This window comes from Leptolyngbya sp. FACHB-1624 (genome assembly GCF_047649235.1).
Classification (GTDB): Bacteria; Cyanobacteriota; Cyanobacteriia; order Leptolyngbyales; family Leptolyngbyaceae; genus Leptolyngbya; species Leptolyngbya boryana.
The window spans coordinates 6,479,273-6,500,472 of the sequence record NZ_CP180258.1; the positions used below are offsets into that span (position 1 = coordinate 6,479,273).

Annotated in this window: 20 protein-coding genes; 11 read left to right on the plus strand and 9 right to left on the minus strand. The window is 47.6% G+C overall.

Going from position 1 to position 21,200, the window contains the following annotated elements; genetic code table 11:
• Positions 1–4: 4 nt before the first annotated feature.
• Positions 5–922 carry a histone deacetylase gene (locus ACMUEV_RS30755; RefSeq protein ID WP_190652515.1) on the minus strand — a complete coding sequence of 306 codons (918 nt, stop codon included), beginning with the start codon at positions 920–922 and terminating at the stop codon, positions 5–7.
• 139 nt (positions 923–1,061) lie between these two features.
• Between ACMUEV_RS30755 and ACMUEV_RS30760 the strand changes: the two genes are divergently transcribed.
• Positions 1,062–1,388: a hypothetical protein gene (locus ACMUEV_RS30760; protein WP_190652516.1), complete on the plus strand. Its 327-nt coding sequence runs from the start codon at positions 1,062–1,064 to the stop codon at positions 1,386–1,388.
• Between the two features lie 35 nt (positions 1,389–1,423).
• On the opposite strand, the gene ACMUEV_RS30765 is transcribed toward ACMUEV_RS30760, so the two are convergent.
• Positions 1,424–1,711 (minus strand): DUF2103 domain-containing protein, encoded by a 288-nt coding sequence (locus ACMUEV_RS30765; RefSeq protein ID WP_190652517.1) that lies wholly within the window; start codon positions 1,709–1,711, stop codon positions 1,424–1,426.
• Complete coding sequence (gene clpS, locus ACMUEV_RS30770) at positions 1,708–2,028, minus strand: ATP-dependent Clp protease adapter ClpS (RefSeq protein ID WP_144056301.1); 321 nt, start codon at positions 2,026–2,028, stop codon at positions 1,708–1,710. The genes ACMUEV_RS30765 and clpS overlap by 4 nt, the downstream gene beginning before the upstream one ends.
• Before the next feature lie 146 nt (positions 2,029–2,174).
• Between clpS and ACMUEV_RS30775 the strand changes: the two genes are divergently transcribed.
• Entirely contained in the window at positions 2,175–2,879 is a 705-nt protein-coding gene (locus ACMUEV_RS30775; RefSeq protein WP_190652518.1) for a DUF4230 domain-containing protein, read from the plus strand.
• Positions 2,880–3,269: 390 nt separating this feature from the next.
• The gene (locus tag ACMUEV_RS30780) at positions 3,270–3,449 is read left to right on the plus strand and encodes a hypothetical protein (protein ID WP_017291418.1); all 180 of its coding nucleotides are present in this window, start codon (positions 3,270–3,272) and stop codon (positions 3,447–3,449) included.
• Positions 3,450–3,531: 82 nt separating this feature from the next.
• Here ACMUEV_RS30780 and rlmN read toward each other — a convergent pair whose 3' ends face one another.
• Positions 3,532–4,548, minus strand: coding sequence for a 23S rRNA (adenine(2503)-C(2))-methyltransferase RlmN (gene rlmN, locus ACMUEV_RS30785; protein ID WP_190652519.1), 1,017 nt, complete (start codon positions 4,546–4,548; stop codon positions 3,532–3,534).
• A 617-nt stretch (positions 4,549–5,165) separates the two neighbouring features.
• Between rlmN and ACMUEV_RS30790 the strand changes: the two genes are divergently transcribed.
• From ACMUEV_RS30790 to ACMUEV_RS30815, 6 genes are all read left to right on the plus strand, one after another.
• Complete coding sequence (locus ACMUEV_RS30790) at positions 5,166–6,722, plus strand: PAS domain-containing sensor histidine kinase (protein ID WP_017291416.1); 1,557 nt, start codon at positions 5,166–5,168, stop codon at positions 6,720–6,722.
• A gap of 157 nt (positions 6,723–6,879) precedes the next feature.
• Positions 6,880–7,902 carry a formamidase gene (locus tag ACMUEV_RS30795; RefSeq protein ID WP_190652520.1) on the plus strand — a complete coding sequence of 341 codons (1,023 nt, stop codon included), beginning with the start codon at positions 6,880–6,882 and terminating at the stop codon, positions 7,900–7,902.
• A gap of 3 nt (positions 7,903–7,905) precedes the next feature.
• Entirely contained in the window at positions 7,906–8,586 is a 681-nt protein-coding gene (locus tag ACMUEV_RS30800) for a cysteine hydrolase family protein (protein WP_017291414.1), read from the plus strand.
• Positions 8,587–8,686: 100 nt separating this feature from the next.
• Positions 8,687–9,868, plus strand: coding sequence for a BMP family ABC transporter substrate-binding protein (locus tag ACMUEV_RS30805; protein WP_017291413.1), 1,182 nt, complete (start codon positions 8,687–8,689; stop codon positions 9,866–9,868).
• Positions 9,869–10,039: 171 nt separating this feature from the next.
• On the plus strand, positions 10,040–10,864 hold the full coding sequence (locus ACMUEV_RS30810; RefSeq protein WP_190652521.1) for a sensor histidine kinase: 825 nt from the start codon (positions 10,040–10,042) through the stop codon (positions 10,862–10,864).
• 2 nt (positions 10,865–10,866) lie between these two features.
• On the plus strand, positions 10,867–12,510 hold the full coding sequence (locus ACMUEV_RS30815; RefSeq protein WP_190652522.1) for a serine/threonine protein kinase: 1,644 nt from the start codon (positions 10,867–10,869) through the stop codon (positions 12,508–12,510).
• Here ACMUEV_RS30815 and ACMUEV_RS30820 read toward each other — a convergent pair.
• The 3 genes from ACMUEV_RS30820 to ACMUEV_RS30830 all read right to left on the minus strand — a co-directional run bounded on the left by ACMUEV_RS30820 (position 12,507) and on the right by ACMUEV_RS30830 (position 15,506).
• Positions 12,507–13,217 carry a D-alanyl-D-alanine carboxypeptidase family protein gene (locus ACMUEV_RS30820; RefSeq protein ID WP_190652523.1) on the minus strand — a complete coding sequence of 237 codons (711 nt, stop codon included), beginning with the start codon at positions 13,215–13,217 and terminating at the stop codon, positions 12,507–12,509. The genes ACMUEV_RS30815 and ACMUEV_RS30820 overlap by 4 nt on opposite strands.
• 135 nt (positions 13,218–13,352) lie before the next feature.
• A complete protein-coding gene (locus ACMUEV_RS30825) occupies positions 13,353–14,996 on the minus strand; it encodes a protein kinase domain-containing protein (RefSeq protein WP_190652524.1) in 1,644 nt (547 codons plus the stop codon).
• 216 nt (positions 14,997–15,212) lie between these two features.
• A complete protein-coding gene (locus ACMUEV_RS30830) occupies positions 15,213–15,506 on the minus strand; it encodes a WGxxGxxG family protein (RefSeq protein ID WP_017291408.1) in 294 nt (97 codons plus the stop codon).
• 244 nt (positions 15,507–15,750) lie between these two features.
• Here ACMUEV_RS30830 and hemE point away from each other — a divergent pair, with 244 nt between their 5' ends.
• Both hemE and ACMUEV_RS30840 read left to right on the plus strand, forming a co-directional pair.
• Entirely contained in the window at positions 15,751–16,812 is a 1,062-nt protein-coding gene (gene hemE, locus ACMUEV_RS30835) for a uroporphyrinogen decarboxylase (protein ID WP_190652525.1), read from the plus strand.
• Positions 16,813–17,091: 279 nt separating this feature from the next.
• Positions 17,092–18,039 (plus strand): NAD-dependent epimerase/dehydratase family protein, encoded by a 948-nt coding sequence (locus ACMUEV_RS30840; protein WP_017291406.1) that lies wholly within the window; start codon positions 17,092–17,094, stop codon positions 18,037–18,039.
• A 104-nt stretch (positions 18,040–18,143) separates the two neighbouring features.
• Here ACMUEV_RS30840 and ACMUEV_RS30845 read toward each other — a convergent pair whose 3' ends face one another.
• Positions 18,144–18,236, minus strand: coding sequence for a cytochrome b6-f complex subunit PetL (locus ACMUEV_RS30845; RefSeq protein ID WP_017291405.1), 93 nt, complete (start codon positions 18,234–18,236; stop codon positions 18,144–18,146).
• 203 nt (positions 18,237–18,439) lie between these two features.
• Complete coding sequence (locus ACMUEV_RS30850) at positions 18,440–21,106, minus strand: DEAD/DEAH box helicase (RefSeq protein ID WP_190652526.1); 2,667 nt, start codon at positions 21,104–21,106, stop codon at positions 18,440–18,442.
• Positions 21,107–21,200 lie beyond the last annotated feature (94 nt).

Genomic DNA, 21,200 nt, shown 5'->3' on the forward strand with positions numbered 1-21,200 from the left:
TGAATCAAAGCCGAGCGTGTCGATACACATCACTCGCAGCACGATGCACGATCGAATGTCGGTAAACCAAAGCATCCATATCCTCAGCATATCCACCTCCAATCACACAAGCGACCGGATAGCCTCGCCCTACACAAGTCGTTAAGACCTGCATTTCCCGGCGATACAATCCAGAATCCGTCAGGGCTAGCTTGCCTAATCGATCTCCGAAATGCGGATCAACACCTGCATCATAAAAAACTAAATCCGGCTTCACTTCAGAAAGTAAATCAGGAAGATACTGATCCAAAATTTGCAAATATTCATCGTCTTCCATGCCTTCTTTTAGAGGAACATCTAAATCACTCTGCTGCTTCGTTCCAGGAAAGTTAATTTCACAATGCATCGAGAACGTAAATACACTCGGATCAGATTGAAAAATAAATGCCGTTCCATCTCCTTGATGCACATCGAGATCAACAATCAAAATTTTTTCAACGAGTTCTAATTTCTGCAAAACGCGAGACGCGATCGCTAAATCATTAAAGATACAAAATCCCGATCCATAGCTCGGAAATGCGTGATGAGTTCCCCCCGCCGTATTGCAAGCAAGCCCGCATTTCAAAGCAAGCTGCGCTGTCAAAATTGTTCCACCGACTGCAGTGCAAGTTCGATTCACCAATTCTGAACTCCAAGGCAAGCCAATTCGTCTTCGAGCCTTTGCATCCAGCGTTCCAGAACAATACGCATTCACATAATCGGCAGTATGAACAAGCTCGATCCAATCTTGAGCAGGACGATCGGGAACATGAAACTGATCGAGATCAGCCACTCGATCGCTTAACAATAGCTCGTAAAGTTTCTTAAATTTCTCCATGGGGAAGCGATGACCCAGTGGAAGAGGTGCAACGTAATTAGGGTGGTAAATTAGCGGCAAATCCATCAATCTTTTAATCTGATTACTGTCTGTAGTTTTGTGAATAAAGGCGCTTGAATATTGCTATTTGTAAGACTTTCTAGAGGATTACACCCCTCATCCTTTAGACTGATTCGAGACTTAAGAAACCCGCTGACATCGCACTATGGCTCATTCCACTTGGCACGAATATCTCAATCTTGCTTCATTCTTCGCAAGTGTTGCTGGACTTTATCTTTTGTTGAATCAGAAAAAGGCGCAGACTCAGCAAGAAGATAATGAAGTTGCCGATCAAGTTTTGTTTTCAATGGCATTTGCCTACTGGATTGTACATTGCATTGCAGTGGGAGCACAGAAGTGGGTTTGTCCGGATTGGACGACCTGTATGTTAAGCCTCAAATGGACAGCCGTGATTTCTTACCTCCTCACTTTCTCCTGCGCATTAAGCTTGCCCCTGCACCGTATTGCTTCCACTCAGCAGCCTGTTGAGTAATTCAGAAGGCGAGTCCGAGCTTCGATCAGCTCGCCTCATTTCAAAAGTTGAGCGATCGCGCTTTCAAGTTGCTCCTGTGCCAGTGTCGTCAGAATAAACACTTCTTGCACGGTTTTGCCTTGACGCGCGATCGCTTTAAATCCGCCTCGAATCGGCACAGAAATTTTTAGCTTAAATTTGGGTGAATGAGCGCGCACAGAGCCAATGACTCCGGGCGTGATCGTCTGAATCCCCTCAACTTTAACCAGCTTTTCAAGCAGGGCAATCAGCCCTGGAATATGGGTGGAATGATTGAGAACCAGTCTTCCTTGCTCATTTTTCATGCTTGCTCCAAGGGAGCCATCGTTAAGCCCTCCATGCCAAGCTGCATGTGATAAAGCTCCGCCTGCTCTAGCGGTCCCGTCCAAACGATCGCCTGTCCCTCAAAATGTACCTGATTCGTCAATTTCCAAGCTAGGTCAGCAGTCATCTTCGGAATGTACTGCATCAGACACCGGGCAACATGCTCAAACGTATTGAAATCGTCATCAAGCACAATGACTTTGTAATTCGGGTAGGTTTGGCGGGTTGTCTGACTTGTTTTCTCAGGAGTGGTCACACTTCCAGCCATTGAAATAGCACTGATAGAAACGCGCTTCATGATGCTGGCAAAATCTACAAAATTTCCTAACAAATTCTAATTCACTCTTCGCCAAGTCGGGCAGTTCTCAGTATAGTAATCTTGTACGATAGCATGTAGACGAAGATCTCTGCTTAAATTACGGGTGCAGCACTGAAATTCAGACGATGCGAAGAAGAAACCGCCAAAAACGAGAAGGCAGCAGCGTGTTTAAAAACTTAAGTTTAATGTTGGCGGGGAGTGGATTGCTACTCGGGGTAGTTCTGCTGGTTGGGTTTGCACGATCGGGCAATCAGTTCTTTGATCACTTGCGATCGCTCATTGCCTCAAACTCACCGGAACCGAAGGTCGAAACGCGCTCGGTTGTGATTCAACAAGTTCGCCAAGCCAGCGAACTGACTACAGCGGTTTTTACAATGGAGGCGGTCGTTCCCACTCAGCAAGATGCTGCGATCGCAGGGGTCGTCATTGGGACAACCAAGCTTTTATATATTGCGCGGGGAGAAGTGCGAGCAGGCGTCGATCTCAGCACGCTGAAGCCTGACAATGTGCAAATTGTCGGGGATACAATCCGATTGCAACTGCCCGCACCAAAAATTTTAGACAAGAAAATCGATGTGACGCGTTCGAGTGTCTACGACTACAATCGCGGCCCGCTTGGGTTAGGCCCTGATGTTGCACCAAATTTACAGAAACTCGCTCAAGACGAAGCTTTAAAGAAAATTCAACTAGCTGCGTGTTCAGATGGCATTTTAGACAAGGCAAACGATCGAGCAAAACTAGTCGTTACGTCTTTAATTCGGGTGTCTGGTATCAAAGACGTAATTGTCGAACCGCAACCCGGAAACCCTCAACAGTGTCTTGCCTCTTAAGCATTTAAGTAATAGAAAAAACGCTGAAACTTGAGAGAAAAATCAAGCGTTCTATTACTAAAGTTGTAAACTCAGCTTCAAAAACTTCGTTTGCCGCCTTCAAATCACAATTTAATTTGAGATTAATTTATAAACAGCGTAAAGTCGTATGGAGAGGCGGGATCACCCTACGGATAGGTGATCCCCAAGTTGAAGAAATTTAAAATAAAAATGAATTCTGAACACACTCAGCATGTTTGCTGTCCATAATAGAATCAGATTCTTCTCAATGATTTGAGAAATTTAGTAACGGTAGATACAAAATTCCATCAGCGCAATATTTGTTCAGAACTACCTAATGTTCGCTCTTTAAATTGTTTGAATTTAGTGCCAAGATTGAGGATTTTTAAGATGCAAGTTGTTCAAACCGTTCATTGTCCCAATTGCGGTAGCCATGCAGAACGATATCGAATTGAACCAGGAGCCTTGACTCGGACGCAATGCCCGGAATGTGATTATCTAATGATCACCTGCTCAAAGTCTGGTCGTGTCATCGAAGCATATGCGCCTGGAATTTATGTTCGTCGATAATCTGTAGCCGTGTTTCGGCTGCGCTCAACTCAAGGATATCGGTTCTTCAAGTTGAGCGCAGCTTAAAACCCAAACTCCACAATCAACTTCCAGCAAACGATGCGCGTAACTGCCCGCAAGCCGCATCCGCTTCCAATCCGCGCGTCCGCCGCACACTCACCGCGATTCTCCGATCTTTCAACGCCTTCACAAACCCATCAATCCGACGCTGATCTGGTCGTTGATAATCCGCTTCGCTAATCGGATTGTACGGAATCAGATTCACATGGCTCTGGAATCCCCGTAAATGATCTGCAAGCTCGATCGCATGTTCAGCACAATCATTGACTCCAGCCAACAAAATATACTCAAACGTCACTCGCCGTCCCGTCAGACGCACATACTCGCGACATTCCTCTAAAAGTGCTTCTAACGGATATTGACGTGCACTCGGAATTAATTGCTCTCTCACCTGCTGATTCGACGCATGTAAACTTACCGCCAGCGTCGCCTGCAAGTGGTGATCCGCAAGTTTGCGGATTCTCCCAGGAATCCCGACCGTAGAAATAGTGATATAGCGCCGACCAATGCCAATATCTTCATTAATCGATCGCACTGCCTCTAGAACATTGTCCGCGTTCAGCAGGGGTTCGCCCATGCCCATAAACACGATATTGCTAACCCGTTGCTGAAAAACTTCTTGCACTGTTAACACTTGATCCACAATTTCATGGCGTTCCAGATTGCGCTTAAATCCGCCTTTACCCGTCGCACAAAAATCACAAGCCATCGGACAACCGACTTGCGAAGAGACGCAAACCGTTAACCGCTGCTCACTCGGAATTCCAACGGTTTCAACAATTTGACCGTCGCTTAATCGCAACAAGAATTTCACCGTGCCATCTAAAGCGGTCGCTTGGTGATGAATTTCCGATCGCCCAATCGACCAATCCGCTACCTGCGATCGCCATTGCTTCGGAAACACAGAAATTTCAGCTAAAGAGCGGATGCCCCGCTGATAGATCCACTGATGTAATTGTTGTCCCCGGTATGCGGGTTGCTCCTGCGTTTTGACCCATTCCGTTAACTCTGGTAAAGACGCTCCAATTAAGGCTTTCATAAAACACTCGATCGCGAGAAGAAGGAAAAATAATATGTTGCTGGCAAACAACTTCACTAAAACTTTACGGAAATTACAGAGAGCCGATGAATAGAGAGATTAGGTCTGTTGGTTCTGAGGCAACCCGCTCTCTCGTTTTAATTTGTGAAGTTAGAGAGTTCTATCTTAGACTGTTCAGCCAACCAACTGAGATAAAGCCGCATTAAATTACGTACTCTCATTTAGCCATTTGTAAAAATACTTACTTACTTTTAACAAAAAAGAAAATTAGTTGGGACAATGATCCGTAGAAACCCCGCTTTATGTTTTTTAATCCTGGTACAAACTTCTATGAGGATTTCAGAGATTGAACTTTTGTCCAACCTTCTATCGAATTCCACCGCTGGAAATGAAAGATCACTCATTTGGGTGAAACGCTTTTTCAGCGTTCATTTGATTAAATTGCTAAATATTTCCTTTTTGTTTAAATCTTTTTCTTTTCATCATGCGCGTTGTCAACTTAGCACGTCTCACCTCTACTTCATCCAATTTCTTCGCCTGCTAGGACGTCAACGATTCACTTCAAAAAGCTTCTATCCTCATCTGTCCATCCGCTTCGATCTGGTAACCTTGTGGAAATGTCGAATCATACACTTCCTGACAAACTCGTACGAATTGGCTCCGTGGAAATCAGCCTGAGTCAATCGGAAGAACTGTTCCGAGCTTATGTCGAAACTGCCAACGATATGGTTTACACCGTTGACTTGACAGGAACTCTGACCTACATGAATTCCTATGGTCAAAAACTGCTGGGATGTCCTAGAGACGAAATCTTAGGACGATCGTATTTAGATTTTGTCTCCCCGCTTTATCGCGAAAAAACAATGCAAGCGTTCGCGAATTTAATGCAGACCGGAGAGTTGAGAGATTTTGAGTTTGTGCTGACGACAGCAGTGGGCACAGAGATTTTTCTAGAAGTAAATGGAAAACTCCTCTGCCGCGATGGCGAACTCATCGGCGGTATAGGAATTGGGCGAGATGTGACGGAAAGAAAGCGGATTGAAAAACAGTTAAAAATCTTTTCTCGCGCAGTTGAATCCGCCTATGACAGTACCGTAATTACGGATTTGAACGGAGAAATTATCTACACAAATTCTGCGGCGAGCCGAATTTTTAACTGGCAAACCGACATGATGATCGGGGCACATGCTGCAATTTTTTACCCCGAGAAAAAGCAGACCGAAGAGTTAATTAAACAAGCAATCTCAGGCGGTTGGAGCGGTGAAGTCATTTGTAATCGTCGCAACGGCGAATCTTTTCCTGCTCTGGTTTCCGTCAGTCCGGTCTTGGATGAACGCAATCGCCCAACCGCAGTTTCAATGATTACCCGTGACATCACGGTGCAGAAACGAACAGAAGACGAACTTGCCACAAAGAACGATGAGTTAGAACGGGCAAGCCAGATGAAGTCGGACTTTTTGGCGAACATGTCACACGAGTTGCGCACTCCACTGACTTCGATTTTGGGCTTTTCGTCGATTTTGCAAAAACAAATCTTCGGCGGTCTGAATTCAAAACAACAGATCTACATTCATCAGATCTATCAAAGCGGCCAGCATTTGCTAGGCTTGATCAATGATGTCTTAGACTTGTCGAAAGTCGAGGCAGGACAGTTGCGCTTAGAACTCGCGCCGCTCGTCGTCGATGAAATTTGCGAGAAAACCTTGGGGTTTGTCAGCGAACAGGCTCGCATAAAAAATTTGACCGTGAACTATGAGATCCAGCCGGATCTAGAACCCTTGATGGCAGACGAATTGCGGCTGCGCCAGATGCTACTGAACTTGCTCTCGAATGCGATTAAGTTCTCGAACGAAGATCATGAAATCGGACTGAGCGTGAAACTCAATGGCGAGTTTCTAGATTTCACTGTTTGGGATCAAGGGATTGGAATTGCAGAAGACAAACAGCATCTCTTGTTCAAACCTTTTCAGCAGGTCGATGGCTCATTGTCTCGTAAGCACGAAGGCACAGGTTTAGGGTTAGCGTTGACCAAGAAACTCGCTGAACTTCACGCTGGAACGGTGCTCATGCACTCGAAGGAAGGAGAAGGAAGTCAGTTTACGATTCGCTTACCGATGAATCTTCAGCATCCGGCAACGGTTGGAACGATTGCGATCGAACCCAATCGTCGCTGATTCAAATATCCGTTCGGCATTCTGCATCTTAGTGGTGGAGCGATCGCGCAAACTGTGCGAATCGATGGAACGGAGCAAAACGGTATTCCAAAGTACGAATCGCCCTCAACCAAATGTGATAAAGCTGACAATCAGTTGAGTCTTGAGGGCAAAGTGCATGAGTGGTTTAGGTGGATTGAATAAATCTCCAAAGGGTGTTGTATTGGGACTGGTGCAGCTACAGCTTCCAAATGTTGTCACGCCCGACGATCTTGCGGCTCAGACCGATCGCATTTGCCAAATGGTCAGCAAAGCCCGTCGTAATATGCCCAGTATGGATTTAGTCGTCTTTCCAGAGTATTCCCTACACGGACTCTCGATGGACACAAATCCAAAAATTATGTGCCGAATCGATGGTCCAGAAGTTCAAGCCTTCCAAGCCGCCTGCCGAGAAAATCGCATTTGGGGATGCTTCTCGATCATGGAGTACAACCCACACGGCAATCCCTACAATAGCGGCATCATTATCGACGACCAAGGCGACTTGAAACTCTATTATCGGAAACTGCATCCTTGGGTTCCGGTTGAGCCTTGGGAACCTGGAAATCTGGGAATTCCGGTCTGTGAAGGACCGAATGGCAGCACGCTTGCGTTAATTATCTGTCACGACGGCATGTTCCCAGAAATGGCGCGCGAATGTGCTTACAAGGGTGCGGAAATCATGATTCGTACCGCAGGATATACCGCTCCAATCCGCCACAGTTGGCAAATTACCAACCAGGCGAATGCGTTTTGTAATCTGATCTACACCGCATCTGTGTGTATGTGCGGCACAGATGGCACATTTGACTCGATGGGCGAAGGTATGTTTGTCAATTTCGACGGAATGCCCTTAGTGATGGGCAGCCATCGACCGGATGAAATTATCACAGCCGAATTGCGTCCCGATCTGGTGCGAGAAGCTCGGAGACACTGGAGCGTCGAAAACAATATTTACCAATTTGGGCATCGCGGCTATGTCGCGGTGAAAGGCGGAGCACAGGATTGCCCCTACACCTACATGAAAGACTTGGTGAATGAATCGTATCGCCTGCCTTGGGAAGATGAAGTGATTCACACCGATGGCACAAGCTGCGGATTTGACGCGCCAACGCGATCGTATCAAGGCGAAGAATTACCAACTTCAGTCACCAGAGGTTAAATCATGGGACGGTATGTAGAGGCTGAGCCTTATCAATATCCATTCAATGGCGATTTACGCCCTGAGAATACGGCTCTGATTGTGATTGATATGCAGACAGATTTCTGCGGTAAGGGCGGTTATGTGGACAAGATGGGCTATGACCTGTCTCTGACGCGTGCCCCGATCGAACCGATTCGGAACCTCCTCAAAGTGATGCGAGACCTGAATTACACAATTCTGCACACTCGCGAAGGACATCGCCCGGATCTCTCAGATTTGCCAGAAAATAAACGCTGGCGATCGCAACAAATCGGAGCCGGAATTGGCGATCCGGGACCTTGTGGGCGAATTTTGGTTCGAGGAGAGTCAGGTTGGGAGATTATTCCTGAACTCGCTCCATTACCCGGAGAAGTGATCATTGATAAACCCGGAAAAGGATCATTTTATGCCACTGATCTCGATTTGGTTTTGCACCGTAAAGGCATACAAAACTTGATCCTGTCCGGCATTACCACTGATGTCTGTGTGCATACAACCATGAGAGATGCCAACGATCGAGGATATGAATGTTTGTTACTGTCCGATTGTACGGGTGCAACGGACTATGGCAACCATCTAGCCGCGCTGAACATGGTCAAAATGCAGGGCGGTGTGTTTGGGGCGGTTGCCGATTCGACAGCATTGATTTCTGCGATCGCGTGAGCCTCTGCTCAGGCATCGCAAGATACGTGTTGAACAATACAAAAGCGAGCAGAAAAATCGATTTCAATACGATGGCAATTAACTTCTGTGAGGAGGAACGATGAGCAGTCAGGATTCACCGCGATCGCGCATTTCCCGCCGCCAAGTCATACGCGGATTGTTAGCGACTGGGGCATTTGGTGCAACTTCAAAGCTCTGGGTTGGCTGTACCCCAGCGAACGATTCTTCAACATCCAGTAGCAGCCCCGCCGCAGGCAAAGAACTTGTAATGGGGTTTATCTACGTCGGTCCTAAAGACGATTTTGGCTATAATCAAGCCCACTTCCAGGGAAAAGAAGGTGTCCAAGGTGTGAAAGTCGTCGATCAAGCCAGCGTGCCTGAAACGACCGAAGTGCAAGAAGCAATGCGGAACATGATCGAGCAGGACAAAGCAACCGTTCTGTTTCCCACCTCATTCGGCTATTTTGACCCGCATATTCTTAAACTCGCCACCGATTATCCAGAAGTACAATTTTTCCACTGTGGCGCAATGTATGATGCAGCCAAGCATCCCAAAAATGTCGGCAGCTATTTTGGTTACATTGATGAAGCGCAGTATGTTGCAGGCGTGGTTGCCGGGCATATGAGCAAAACCGGAAAGTTAGGTTTTGTGGCAGCAAAACCAATTCCACAAGTGCTTCGCAACATCAATAGTTTTACCCTGGGAGCGCGAAGCGTTAAGCCAACAATTACAACCCAGGTGATTTTTACCGGGGACTGGTCTTTGCCAGTAAAAGAAGCGGAAGCGACCAACAGTTTGATTGACCAAGGGGCAGATGTGATTACTTGCCATGTAGACAGTCCGAAAGTTGTGATAGAAACGGCAGAGAAACGCGGGGCGTTTACGTCTGGCTATCACGCCAATCAGGCAGCACTTGCGCCGAAAGGCTATCTGACGGGTGCAGAGTGGGATTGGACGAAGGTGTATTCCGATTACGTCAAGATGATTCAAGAAGGTAAAACCTTGATGAATGGAGGGATTCCGCATTTGCTGCGCGGCGGATATAAGGATGGATTTGTGAAGATTTCGGCATTTGGACCGGCGGTATCTGAGACTGCGAAGAAGGACGCAGAAGCCGCGAGGGACAAAATGAAGGCGGGTTCGCTAGTCATTTACAAAGGCGGACTCAAAGATAATACGGGTAAAGAGGTTGTCCCTGCTGGAAAAGACTATGCGACAACTGCGATCGAGCTTGAATCGATGAACTGGCTCGTAGAAGGGGTCGTTGGTAAAACGGCTTAGCAGTCTCGCTCAAGCTAGAGATTTGTTAGATCTGCGACGTTTCTAGAAAAAATGAGATCCTGATACTAAATTGGTTTGATTTGGTTACAAATCAATTCGGTGTCAGGATTTCGAGTGCAATGGGTGAAGTCGTTTAGAGTGATAAAGACTTTCTTTTTGCAATCCAGAACGATGAGTTGGATGAATTTGGTTTGGCTAGCTGGCGGCTTGGGAATTGGATTTGTGGGGGGTTGGTGGGCGAAGCGATCGTCTAAAGTCGCATCCTCTACTCCCGATCGCACATTGGAATTGGCGTATCAATCCGCACTCGAACTTGCGCAATTCAAGGCAGGATTTTTAGCCCGCACTTCCCACGAGTTACGATCGCCCTTAAGTGGATTAATCGGTTCGCAGCAATTAGTTCTAAGCGATCTCTGCGAATCGCCTGAAGAGGAGCGCGAATTTATTGAACAGGCGAACCTATCCGCTTTAAAGCTCGTGAAATTATTGGATGAAGTCATCCATGTTTCTAAAGTCGAATATGGAACCAGCCCATTAGACTTTCAGTCTGTTTCCGTCAGTGATGTGTTTGACAATGTATTTTCTTTAACGCATCTATTAGCAGAGAACCGGAATTTGCGATTTCAAATCGTGTTACCAGAACCCGATCTGGATGTGTTTGTCGATCGCAAAACGCTAGAGCAGATTTTAGTCAGTTTGATCAGTAGCGCGATCGCAACAATGCAGGAAGGCACGCTCAAGCTCTCAGCTCACATAGAATCCAAATTTGCGGTGATTGAGCTAGAAGATCAGCGACCGATCGAGGTATGGCGAGAAGCGATCGATCTGCTCAAAACCGAAGCTCCAAAAGATTTAGACCCACCTTCTCTGGGATTTCGCCTGCTGATGAACCAAACTTTGGTCGAGGTGATGAACGGTCGGTTAGAGTTAGGAAAGTTGAACGAAACCGTCACACAACTGCGGTGCGTTCTTCCTCGAAATGCGGTTCAATCTTAGGCATGGATTCACTCATCGGTCAGACAATTTCAAACGGCAAGTACACCCTGCAAGAAGAAATCGGGCGGGGAGGATTTGGCATTACCTTCAAAGCCGTTCATCACTTTTTGGATCAAACCGTCGTGATCAAAACGCTGAATGAAGCTTTGAAGGCAGAGAAAAACTTTGCCGATTTTCAGCGCAAATTCCAAGATGAAGCCCGACGGCTTGCGACTTGTATTCATCCCAATATTGTCCGGGTCAGCGACTTTTTTGTTGAAAACGATCGCGCTTACATGGTGATGGATTACATTCCAGGGCAGACCTTAGAAGACTTAGTCTTTCCCGATCGACCGCTGCCCGAAGCGATCGCAATTCGCTACATCCATCAAATCGGCTCAGCCCTTGAAGTCGTTCACCGCAACGGTCTGCTGCATCGAGATATCAAGCCGCAAAACATCATTTTGCATGAGAAAACTCAAGAAGCAATTCTCATCGACTTTGGAATTGCACGAGAATTTACACCGAATCAAACCCAAACTCACACGCAAATGATGTCGGTCGGATATGCACCAATCGAACAGTATTTTGCTCAAGAAAAACGCAGTCCTGCTAGTGATGTTTACGGTTTAGCAGCAACCCTGTATGCATTAGTCACCGCCAGAATTCCGACGGCATCAATTTTACGCGATCACGAACAGATGCCCGAACCCAGAGAGTTAGAACCTTCGATCAGCCCAGGCGTGAATCAAGCCATCCTGCGCGGAATGGCGATGAATGCCAGCGATCGACCTGCGACGATCGCGCAATGGCTAGAGCTATTGCCCCTGTCTAGCCCAACGGTGACTCAGCTTAGCTCAACGGTGACTCAGCCCCCCAAACCGGGAACTTCTGCAACCGTTGTCGTGCTGCCTGCGCGTGAACCGATGACGACGATCGCGAAACCGGGATTGCGAGCCGTTTGGCTCCTTGCTGCTTTATCAGGATTAACGCTCACTGGAGTCGCGATCGCGATTCTCTGGTGGCAATCCCGCCAAACCCCGGCACCACAACTTACGCTCAATTCCCCAAGCCCCTTGCCCTCGGTTTCTCCTACCCCTTCTGCACCACCGAAACCTACGCCTTCTGAAACACCAAAACCCAAACCGAGCGTTGCTGCATCGCCCACTCCGACACCCGCACCCCAGCCTGTGCGGATCGATCCATCCCTGCCAGCGCCGATTACAGAAGAAGCTCCCACCGCCTCTCGAGCTAATCCGAGTCGCGTTCCAGGCTTTGCTGTTGGCACTTCAGAACGAGAGGTGCGAGCCGCACTAGGAGAGCCTGCCCAAACGAAACCGGGCTATTGGCAAAATACTCGCAGCGTTTTGTATGAGGTTGTTCCCGATCGCATTACCTTGGCATATTTATACGATCGCAATAGTAACCAAGTCAGACAAACTGAAGCCTCCTTTGCTCAAGCTGTGGATAATTTGACCATGCAAGTCACAGTCAATGGCATGTTAGGCAGTGAAGCAAATCCAGAAGTGATTGAGGCGTTGAAGCGAGTTTATCGCAGACAGAGCAATCTCCATAATTTCCAACAGGGCAATCTGCAAGGAGTCATTGCCCGGAATGAACAAGATCGGATTTATGTAGGCGTTTGGGAGGCAGGCTTGCATGACTAATATCCGCTTTTGTGAGCAACAGAAAAAATTTGTTCTGCTCTTGCACTCCCGACATACCGCCAGTGCCAAGGTTCAAAGCTCACGCCCTGCTTGTTATTGCGTGGGAAGGATAGCTCAAATCCATATTGATCAGCCGTCGCAGCTAACCATTGATATGCCCGAGTGTTTGCAAAGCTGATTTGTAAATCGGTATCGGGGCGTTGCCGATCAGCAATATCGATCGCATAGCCTGTATGATGTTCGCTGTATCCGGGTGGAGCGCTCCATTTTGCCGCTGCTTGTTTGCTGCCTCGACGGGCAATCTGTTGCTTCCATAATCCAGTCTGCACCGAGACAGACCGAAATCCAGAAATGGGCATCAGCGACACACCTGATTTTCGAGCCGCGATCGCCATCTGCTGAAAAGCTTGAACAGCTTCAACATCCATCGATTCAGGTCTGGAAGATTGACTACGGACAAACTGACCGACCGTTTTCAATCGCGATGGATCGTCTTCTCGATAAGGAAAGTGTCCATAGGAAGGTCGCATCGTGCTAGTTGGTAAGGAAGGTCGCATCGTGCTAGCTGGTACAGTTCGTACCGGAATCTCTAGCGTTTCTGTCTGTGAAACAACGAATTGTGGAATCAGTCCAACAATAGTGCTGGTTGTGAGAGCCGCGATCGCCAAAAATCGCAACAGTTTTAGAGATATCCAAGAGAGTTTCATCCAACGTCCTCGCGCAACCTAAGATCAAGCCTATGGTCTTCTTCGGTAGCATCATTCATGGTTTCAGCATAATTTCCGCAAAAAGTAAGAAATGTTCAGCAATCTAGCGGAACGCGTACTTGAAAATACACCCGTCTAAAATTTCAGTTGTCCTTTATGAATGAAGCCTGGAGTTCCGCACACATCTGTTGTGTACCAATCTCCTTTCCGTTCATAAACGTTAATTTCTTGCTTTTCTCGCACGGCACAAAGAATCGCTCCATTCGGCGAAGCTCTGACATTCGAGGGTGGATCAATTACAGTGGCAACGTCTGCTTTGGAGACTGAATCTTGTTGCGCTGTTCGACCACAAATGCGCGCTAGCATTTGCTCAGTTGCAGCAGATTGAGGACGATTCACCTGTTGTTCTGGCAAGCTTTTCCAAGTCCCGCTCGCACAGTCGGTTTCTGCTCGAACTTGTTCGGCATCGAGATAGTACACAAAGCGAATCACCGCAGGATTACTGGCATCGATCGAACAAGTATCTAAGGTCAACGTTTGCGATCTCAATGTTGTTCCTGTTTGCAATCTGCACGATGCGTCGATCGCGGGTACAGGTTTAGCAGGCGGCTCAGGAGGCTTTGCGGGTTGCTCAGGAATTGGAGAAGGCTTTGACTGCGGCGGTTCGCTGGGTAAAGGTGCAGGAGATGGGTCGAGAGATGGCTTCGGAGACGGAGATGCGATCGCGTTCTCGACTGGCGAATTCGAGATGATCGGAGTCGATCGGCTTGTGAGGTAGGCAATCAACCCAGCGATTCCCGCCAGAGAAGCTACGGCTACGCCAACAAATGCCCATTGCCAAGTCCAGGGACGTGCCACAGAGGGCGGTTGGGTTAGAGGTGTTGGCGCAATCTGTATCGTATCGTTAGGGATTTGAGATACAGACGGCAGGATCGTCGAGGGTGGAACTGCACCGGGCGTTAATGCGATCGCCATGTCTTCTGCGCCTGCAAATCGTTGATTGGCGTAGGGCTGAATTGCTCGATCGAGGACTGCTGCAAAGTCAGGACTCCCATTCGGAGCATACTGCTGCCACAATACTTTTCCGGTCATCGGATCATTATCTAGCTGTTGTGGCTGTCTGCCAGTCAGCAGATAGATTGCAGTTAATCCCAAGCTATACAAATCACTGGAAAATACGGGACGACCTGCCATCTGTTCCGAGGGTGTATATCCAGGGGTTCCAATCACGATCGAATGGGTTGGATTCCCGCTAGCACTCATTACCGTATTGATCGTTTCTTTGACGGCTCCAAAGTCAATCAAAACGGGTTTTCCGTCCGAATGCCGCAGAATGATGTTGTCGGGTTTGATATCGCGATGGACAATGCCTTGACGATGAATATCTGAAAGCGTGGGTAAGAGATCCAGTAAGAGCGATCGTGCTTGCCTCTCACTAAACACGCCTCGCGATTCGACGCACTGTGTCAAGGTTTCGCCTTCGATCCATTCTTCTACCAGGTAGAACTCTTCTCCTTCGGCAAAGTAAGCATAGAGCCGTGGAATTTGATGGTGATGTTCTCCTAATTGTTCGAGAATTGCGGCTTCTCGTTGAAATCGCTCTTGGACGAGTTGATGAATTTGGAGATTGTCATGAATGGGTTTGAGTTGCTTGAGAACACATTTTCGTCTCGAAGGCATTTGAGTATCTTCGACCAGGTAGGTTTTGCCAAATCCTCCCTCTCCCAAAACATTGAGAATGCGATATCGATTGCTCAGAAGATTGATCGGACTACTCATGCATCAAATTTCTCGAACTGAGGAATATCTCATTTTACAGTCTGAAATTTTGCTTCGTATAGTGCTTACTTTTCTTGCTATTGAACAGCACGAGATTGCATCAAAGCTGAGCTTTAAGTCGGTATCTGGATGTTGTGAATCAGCCCTATCAATTTAAAAAACTCCGAGCTTCTGCAAGCCCGGAGTTCTGGAATATCCCGAAGTTCTGGGATACGTTTAGTAGCGATCGCGGGTACTCGATACATCAGCAGGATCGCGATATGCTGTTGCCGACGATGACGACGAGTACTCATCGCGACTGCTCTTGCGTCCCATCAAACCAAACAGACCCAACAACCCTAACAAGCCCCAATAGCCATTCCGACCTTCTTGATGATAATCAGCATCAACCGCAGTCGTTCCAGTTCCAGTTCCCGGTTCGCCAGGAGTGGTTTGGCTCATCGCTGGCAGAGACAACGGAGCAAGAATCAAAGCAGATACAATTGCAAACTTTGCAGCAAAATTAGACATGATTTATAAACCTCGTTTCACCTTGAACGACTCCAGCGTAGAAATTTTGAACCCCCGTTAAATCTGACTAAAGCTTGAGATCCCCTCTGTTAATAGGGACATTTCGTGGTAAAGAACCCTCTTCACTTAGCAGCATGAATATTTCAAAACCGTTACATTGATTGGGTTTGCGGCGCAACGCGATCCCGTCCGGTGATAGGCTAAGAAACGTAGAAAACAAAAGGATTTATTAAGAGGCTTCTCCATGACGGGTTCTTCGCACCTTCCACTTTTGTTACGGGCAGCACGAGGCGAGGCGTTGGATCGTCCGCCAGTTTGGATGATGCGACAGGCTGGTCGCTATATGAAGGCATATCGGGATTTGCGCGATCGCTATCCGTCATTCCGGGAGCGGTCTGAAATTCCAGAAGTCGCGATCGAAGTCTCGCTGCAACCGTGGCGCGCATTTAAGCCCGATGGAGTGATTTTGTTTTCAGATATTGTGACTCCTTTACCGGGGCTAGGTATCGAAATGGATATCGCTGAAGGGAAAGGACCCATTATCGCTGATCCGATTCGCTCTCAGGCTCAGGTGGACAAGCTCCATCCTTTGGTTCCTGAAGAGACGATGCCGTTTATTAAAACGATTTTGAATTCGTTGCGCGAAGAAGTGAAGAACGAGGCAACTGTTCTCGGTTTCGTCGGTGCGCCTTGGACGTTGGCAGCATATGCGGTGGAAGGAAAAGGGTCGAAAACCTATTCGGTGATTAAGAATATGGCGTTTTCTGATCCAGCCATTCTGCATCAGTTGTTGTCGAAATTGGCAGATGCGATCGCAACGTACGCTTGTTATCAAATCGATTGCGGCGCGCAAGTGATTCAGATGTTTGATTCTTGGGCGGGTCAGCTTAGCCCCCAAGATTACGATACGTTTGCATTACCGTATCAGCAACAAGTCTTCCGCAAGATTAAGCAGGTTCATCCGGAGACTCCGTTGATTCTGTTAGTGACCGGAAGCGCGGGTTTGTTAGAGCGGATGTCGAAAGCAGGCGCGGACATTTTGACGATCGATTGGACAGTCGATATGGCAGATGCGCGTACCAGATTGGGCAAAGATGTGAAAGTGCAAGGAAACCTCGATCCAGGCGTATTGTTTGGCTCGAAGGAATTTATCCGCGATCGCATTCTCGACACGATTCGCAAAGCCGGCAACCGAGGACATATTTTGAACCTGGGTCATGGCATTTTGCCGAATACGCCTGAGGAAAATGCAGCTTACTTCTTTGAGACTGCAAAACAAGTTGATCAACTCCTGAGCGCTGTCTAATCGCTTTGATTCGAGAGTTTAGCCCCCTAAGTCCCCCAATCTGGGGACTTTGAGCAAGAGAAATTATTCTGACTTGAGAAATTTCTACCGTTCAAAGTCCTGCAAATTTGGGAGATTTAGGGGGCTGGATCTGTTTTAAACGTCGCGAAAACACTGACCCTACTGATTCACTGAAAAGACAGGTGAAAGGATCAGAAATAGGCAGAAGCGTTTATTCTGTTTATTCATAGGGATTTCCTCACACGTAATCATGTCTTTCATCCATCATCACCTCCCCCAATGACCAAGCGAATTTTTGTGACAGGTGCAACAGGTTGCATTGGTCACTACCTTGTTGAAACCCTGATCCAAGAGACTGAGCATGAATTATTTTTGCTAGTTCGGGATGCCCGAAAGCTCAAGATCGATGTGACTTTCAGACCGAATGTGACTGTGATTCAATCTGATATGCAGGAGATTGAGCAGCATCGGGATTTGTTACAGACGATCGATTGTGCAATCTTAGCGGCAACCGCTTGGGGTGGAGATGCTGTTTATGACGTGAATGTGGAGCGGAATCTGCAATTGATTTCCATGCTTGATCCCAATCGGGTGGAGCAAATTCTCTATTTTTCGACTGCGAGTATTCTCGATCGTCAAAATCAACTCTTGCCTGAAGCGAAGGAAATGGGCAATGAGTATTTGAAGTCAAAATATCTTTGCTATGAGCAATTAGAGCAGTTAGAGATCTCTAAGAAAATCACCAAACTCTTTCCAACTTTAGTGATTGGCGGTGGAGATCGATATCCTTATTCAGCCATCACTGCCGGAATTCCCGGCGTCGCGAAATGGGCGAAATTAATTCGGCTGTTTAAAGCGGATGGAAGTTTTCACTTTACACATGGACATGATATTGCCCAGGTTGTGCGATACTTGGTCGATCATCCCGCACCGGGACAAAGTTTAGTTTTAGGCAATGCAAAAATTACGGTAAATCAAGCGATCGAGGAATTGTGTGATTACCTGAAATTACGCCCCTTGATGAATATTCCGCTCTTGTGGATGGCGGATATTATCATCTTTCTGTTTCGGATTCAGGTGGGCGAATGGGATCGGTTTTCGATGAAATATCGCCACTTTACACATCTGAATCCAGTGAGTCCGGCATCCTTTGGGATGGCGAATTATTGCTCGACGATGGAGGATGTATTGAAGTTGAGTGGGGTGAAGAAAAGGTTAGGGAGATAGAGGAGTAGGAACTGGAAAAGTGGAAGATGGGGAGAATCGTGTGCGATGTTTCGCAACAGGCAACAGAAGAAATTGTTTTAACTCTCCCCATTCCCCCATCTTGCCTAAATGAGCTTGATCGAGCGGAAGGCGAGAAATAAGCCATAAGCAACCGCGATCATGCTGCCAACTAATGCAAAGTAAGTGACTACTGCCATAAATTTTGTCTCCTAAGACTCCTAACAAAACTATACAGAATATTGCGATCGCTTGGATCGGAGCTTGTATATCTGATGAGTGCAACGCAATAAAGTGAACTGCTGCCGGAATTAGGTCGGCAATCGTTCGAGTTTCACTCCCGCATAGCAAACCAAGACGATGTGGTTAGTGCTTCCCTCGAAACACTTCAGGAAAAGTAATGTCACTCCACACTTTCATTGACCGGGAAGCGATCGAGTAATTGAATTGCCCGTCCCGCGTTCACCTTCAAAGCATCGGAAACGTGGGGCGTATGCGGAATCTGCGACAGAAAATCCAACGTCCGCCGCAACAATCTCACTACATCTCCCTCATCCAGACTCGTATTCTTACACAACTCCAACCAATCGACTCCTAAAGCCCACTGCTCGACCAATCCCACCATTTCATCTTCTAGCCACACCGGAAGCACGACCTGATACCGCCGCTGCACCTGAAACAGTTGCCGTCGCACCCGTCTTAACTCGCTCAACGCTTCTAGAACAGGTTCCGACACGTCATAGCGAGTCCAACTATCCGGACGCGAAACCTCGGTTACTAAGGCAGCACAAGCGGTCGCCAAGTGATGCGGATCAAGATGATCCAAATCATGCGACATCAGCGCCAATCCTAACCACAGTTCGTTATCTCCGCGAATTGCAGCCGTCGCTTCTCCAAGAATTGTCGGAGTCAAATCATCCAGACATCCAAACTTCCTGAGTACCTCGATCAGCGCCACAAATTCTTCCCAGTGTCGTTGAGATTGACGATCGAGTTTTTCTTGTCGATCGTCAATCTCACTTTGCAGCATTTCTATCCGCTTCTGCCGCTTGATAATTTGGGGACGATCGCCCCACTGATGCACTGGATGCGCCTCAAGCTGAGCCTGAACAGCATTCAACCTTTGCTTCTGCGCGTAAACTTCCGGCGCATCATCTGGCAATCCGGCGGGGTCGGGAATCATTTGTGCGATCGCTGCACTTTCTTCTGTTCCTCGACGCGCCTGTCCTGGTTTAAATACCAACTCCGGAGGTGGGGTCAACCCATCGACTTCCTGCAATCGCGGAATCTCACCTCGAAGGGCAACCACATCTGCGACGCTTGCCACATACCAGCGATTGTTCTGCCCCAAACAGACAAAGTAAGGAAACTGCCCAGAACCAGGAGCCTTCATCACCAAAACGGCTGGAATTAGTGTGGAGCCATCTCCTTTCAGTGTTAAAGCAGTTCCGGCAACGGCAAAAGAAAGTGCGATCGCCCGTTCCCCTGCTTGCATATCATCTGCTTGACTCTGCAACGTTTTCAGCAAGCGCTTCTCTTCTTTGATTCGCCCTTGTAGGTTTTCGTATTGCGTTAAAAGCTTCCAATCAATGTCAGAAACAATCGTTTCAAGTTGTTTTAATTCGAGCTTACAGCGATCGAGTTCTTGCTGTTGTGGACGTAAATAAAGCGTTGACAAATATTGTCCAAAACTGCGTTCGATCAATTCTTTTACTTCTTCGATCGAATGAGTTTGCAACAAATTCAACACCATCCCATAACTCGGTGTGAACTGGCTGACTAATGGATCGGCTCCAGACGTTGCTAAATACGCCGCTTCTTTTGCCCCTTCAAACGGCGTTTGCACCGTCACAACATAGCCTTGATCGTCCATGCCGCGTCGTCCTGCCCGCCCTGACATTTGCAGAAACTCGGAAGGATTCAGCAATCGATGCCCTGCATCTGTCCGCTTAGAAAGACTGGAAATCACCGTCGTTCTCGCAGGCATGTTAATCCCCGCTGCCAGTGTTTCTGTAGCAAATACGACTTTAATTAATCCTTCCTGGAACAGTTCTTCGACTAGACCTTTCCAAGCCGGGAGAATTCCAGCATGGTGAGCGGCAATGCCGCGATACAGCGGTTCAACTTGTCCTGCCCGTCCAGCTTCAGGATTACGATCGAGAAAATCATCAATCCGTTTTTTTAACCTTGCCGTTTCCACGTCATTCACCAAGGTTAAAGCACCCAGTTCATTGACCGCTTTATCACAACCCCGGCGACTAAAGATGAAATAAATCGCCGGGAGCATATTCTTCGCGCTCAGTTGGCTAATCGTAAATGCCAAACTGGGCGGTTCTGGGCGAGTTGCTCCGCGTTGATTTGCCCCTCTTGGACGGTACTGAGCGCGCTTCGGCTTCAGTTTTGGACTCATTTTCTTGCCCGTCTCATCCAACAATGGAAACAATCCCTTCGGAGTGCAGAATGAGAATTGCAGCGGAACCGGACGAAAATCTGAATAAATTAACTCCGTCTCACCATGAACTTGCGAGATCCAATCGGTTAATTGATCACTATTTGCTACGGTTGCCGAGAGTGCGACGAGTTGGATCTCAGGCGGACAGTAAATAATCGACTCTTCCCAAACTGTGCCGCGCTGGCGATCGTTCATGTAATGACATTCATCAAGCACAACCGCCTCTACGCCAATCATTGAAGTCCCGACTTCCCCGATCGGTGTGCCATACAGCATGTTGCGAAAGATCTCAGTTGTCATCACCACGATCGGTGCGTCTCGATTGATTGAAATATCTCCCGTCAGCAACCCGACATTTTCGGCTCCAAACGTTTCTCGAAAATCTCGTAACTTTTGGTTTGAGAGGGCTTTGAGCGGCGTGGTGTAAAACACTCGTTTCCCACCTGCGAGTGCGCGATGAATCGCATATTCCCCCACTAACGTCTTTCCTGATCCGGTAGGGGCGCAGACGACAACGGATTTTCCGGCATCCAGTGCAGCGATCGCGCTCAATTGAAATTCGTCGAGTTCAAACGGGTAGAGCTTAGCAAGATCAACTCTGGAAGGGGAAGTGTTCACCACGGAAAGCCAAAAGGTAAGGACTAAAAATCAGATAAAAGTCTTAAATGATTTTACGCTCTCATGCTAACGTAAGCGATCGATATTACCGCAG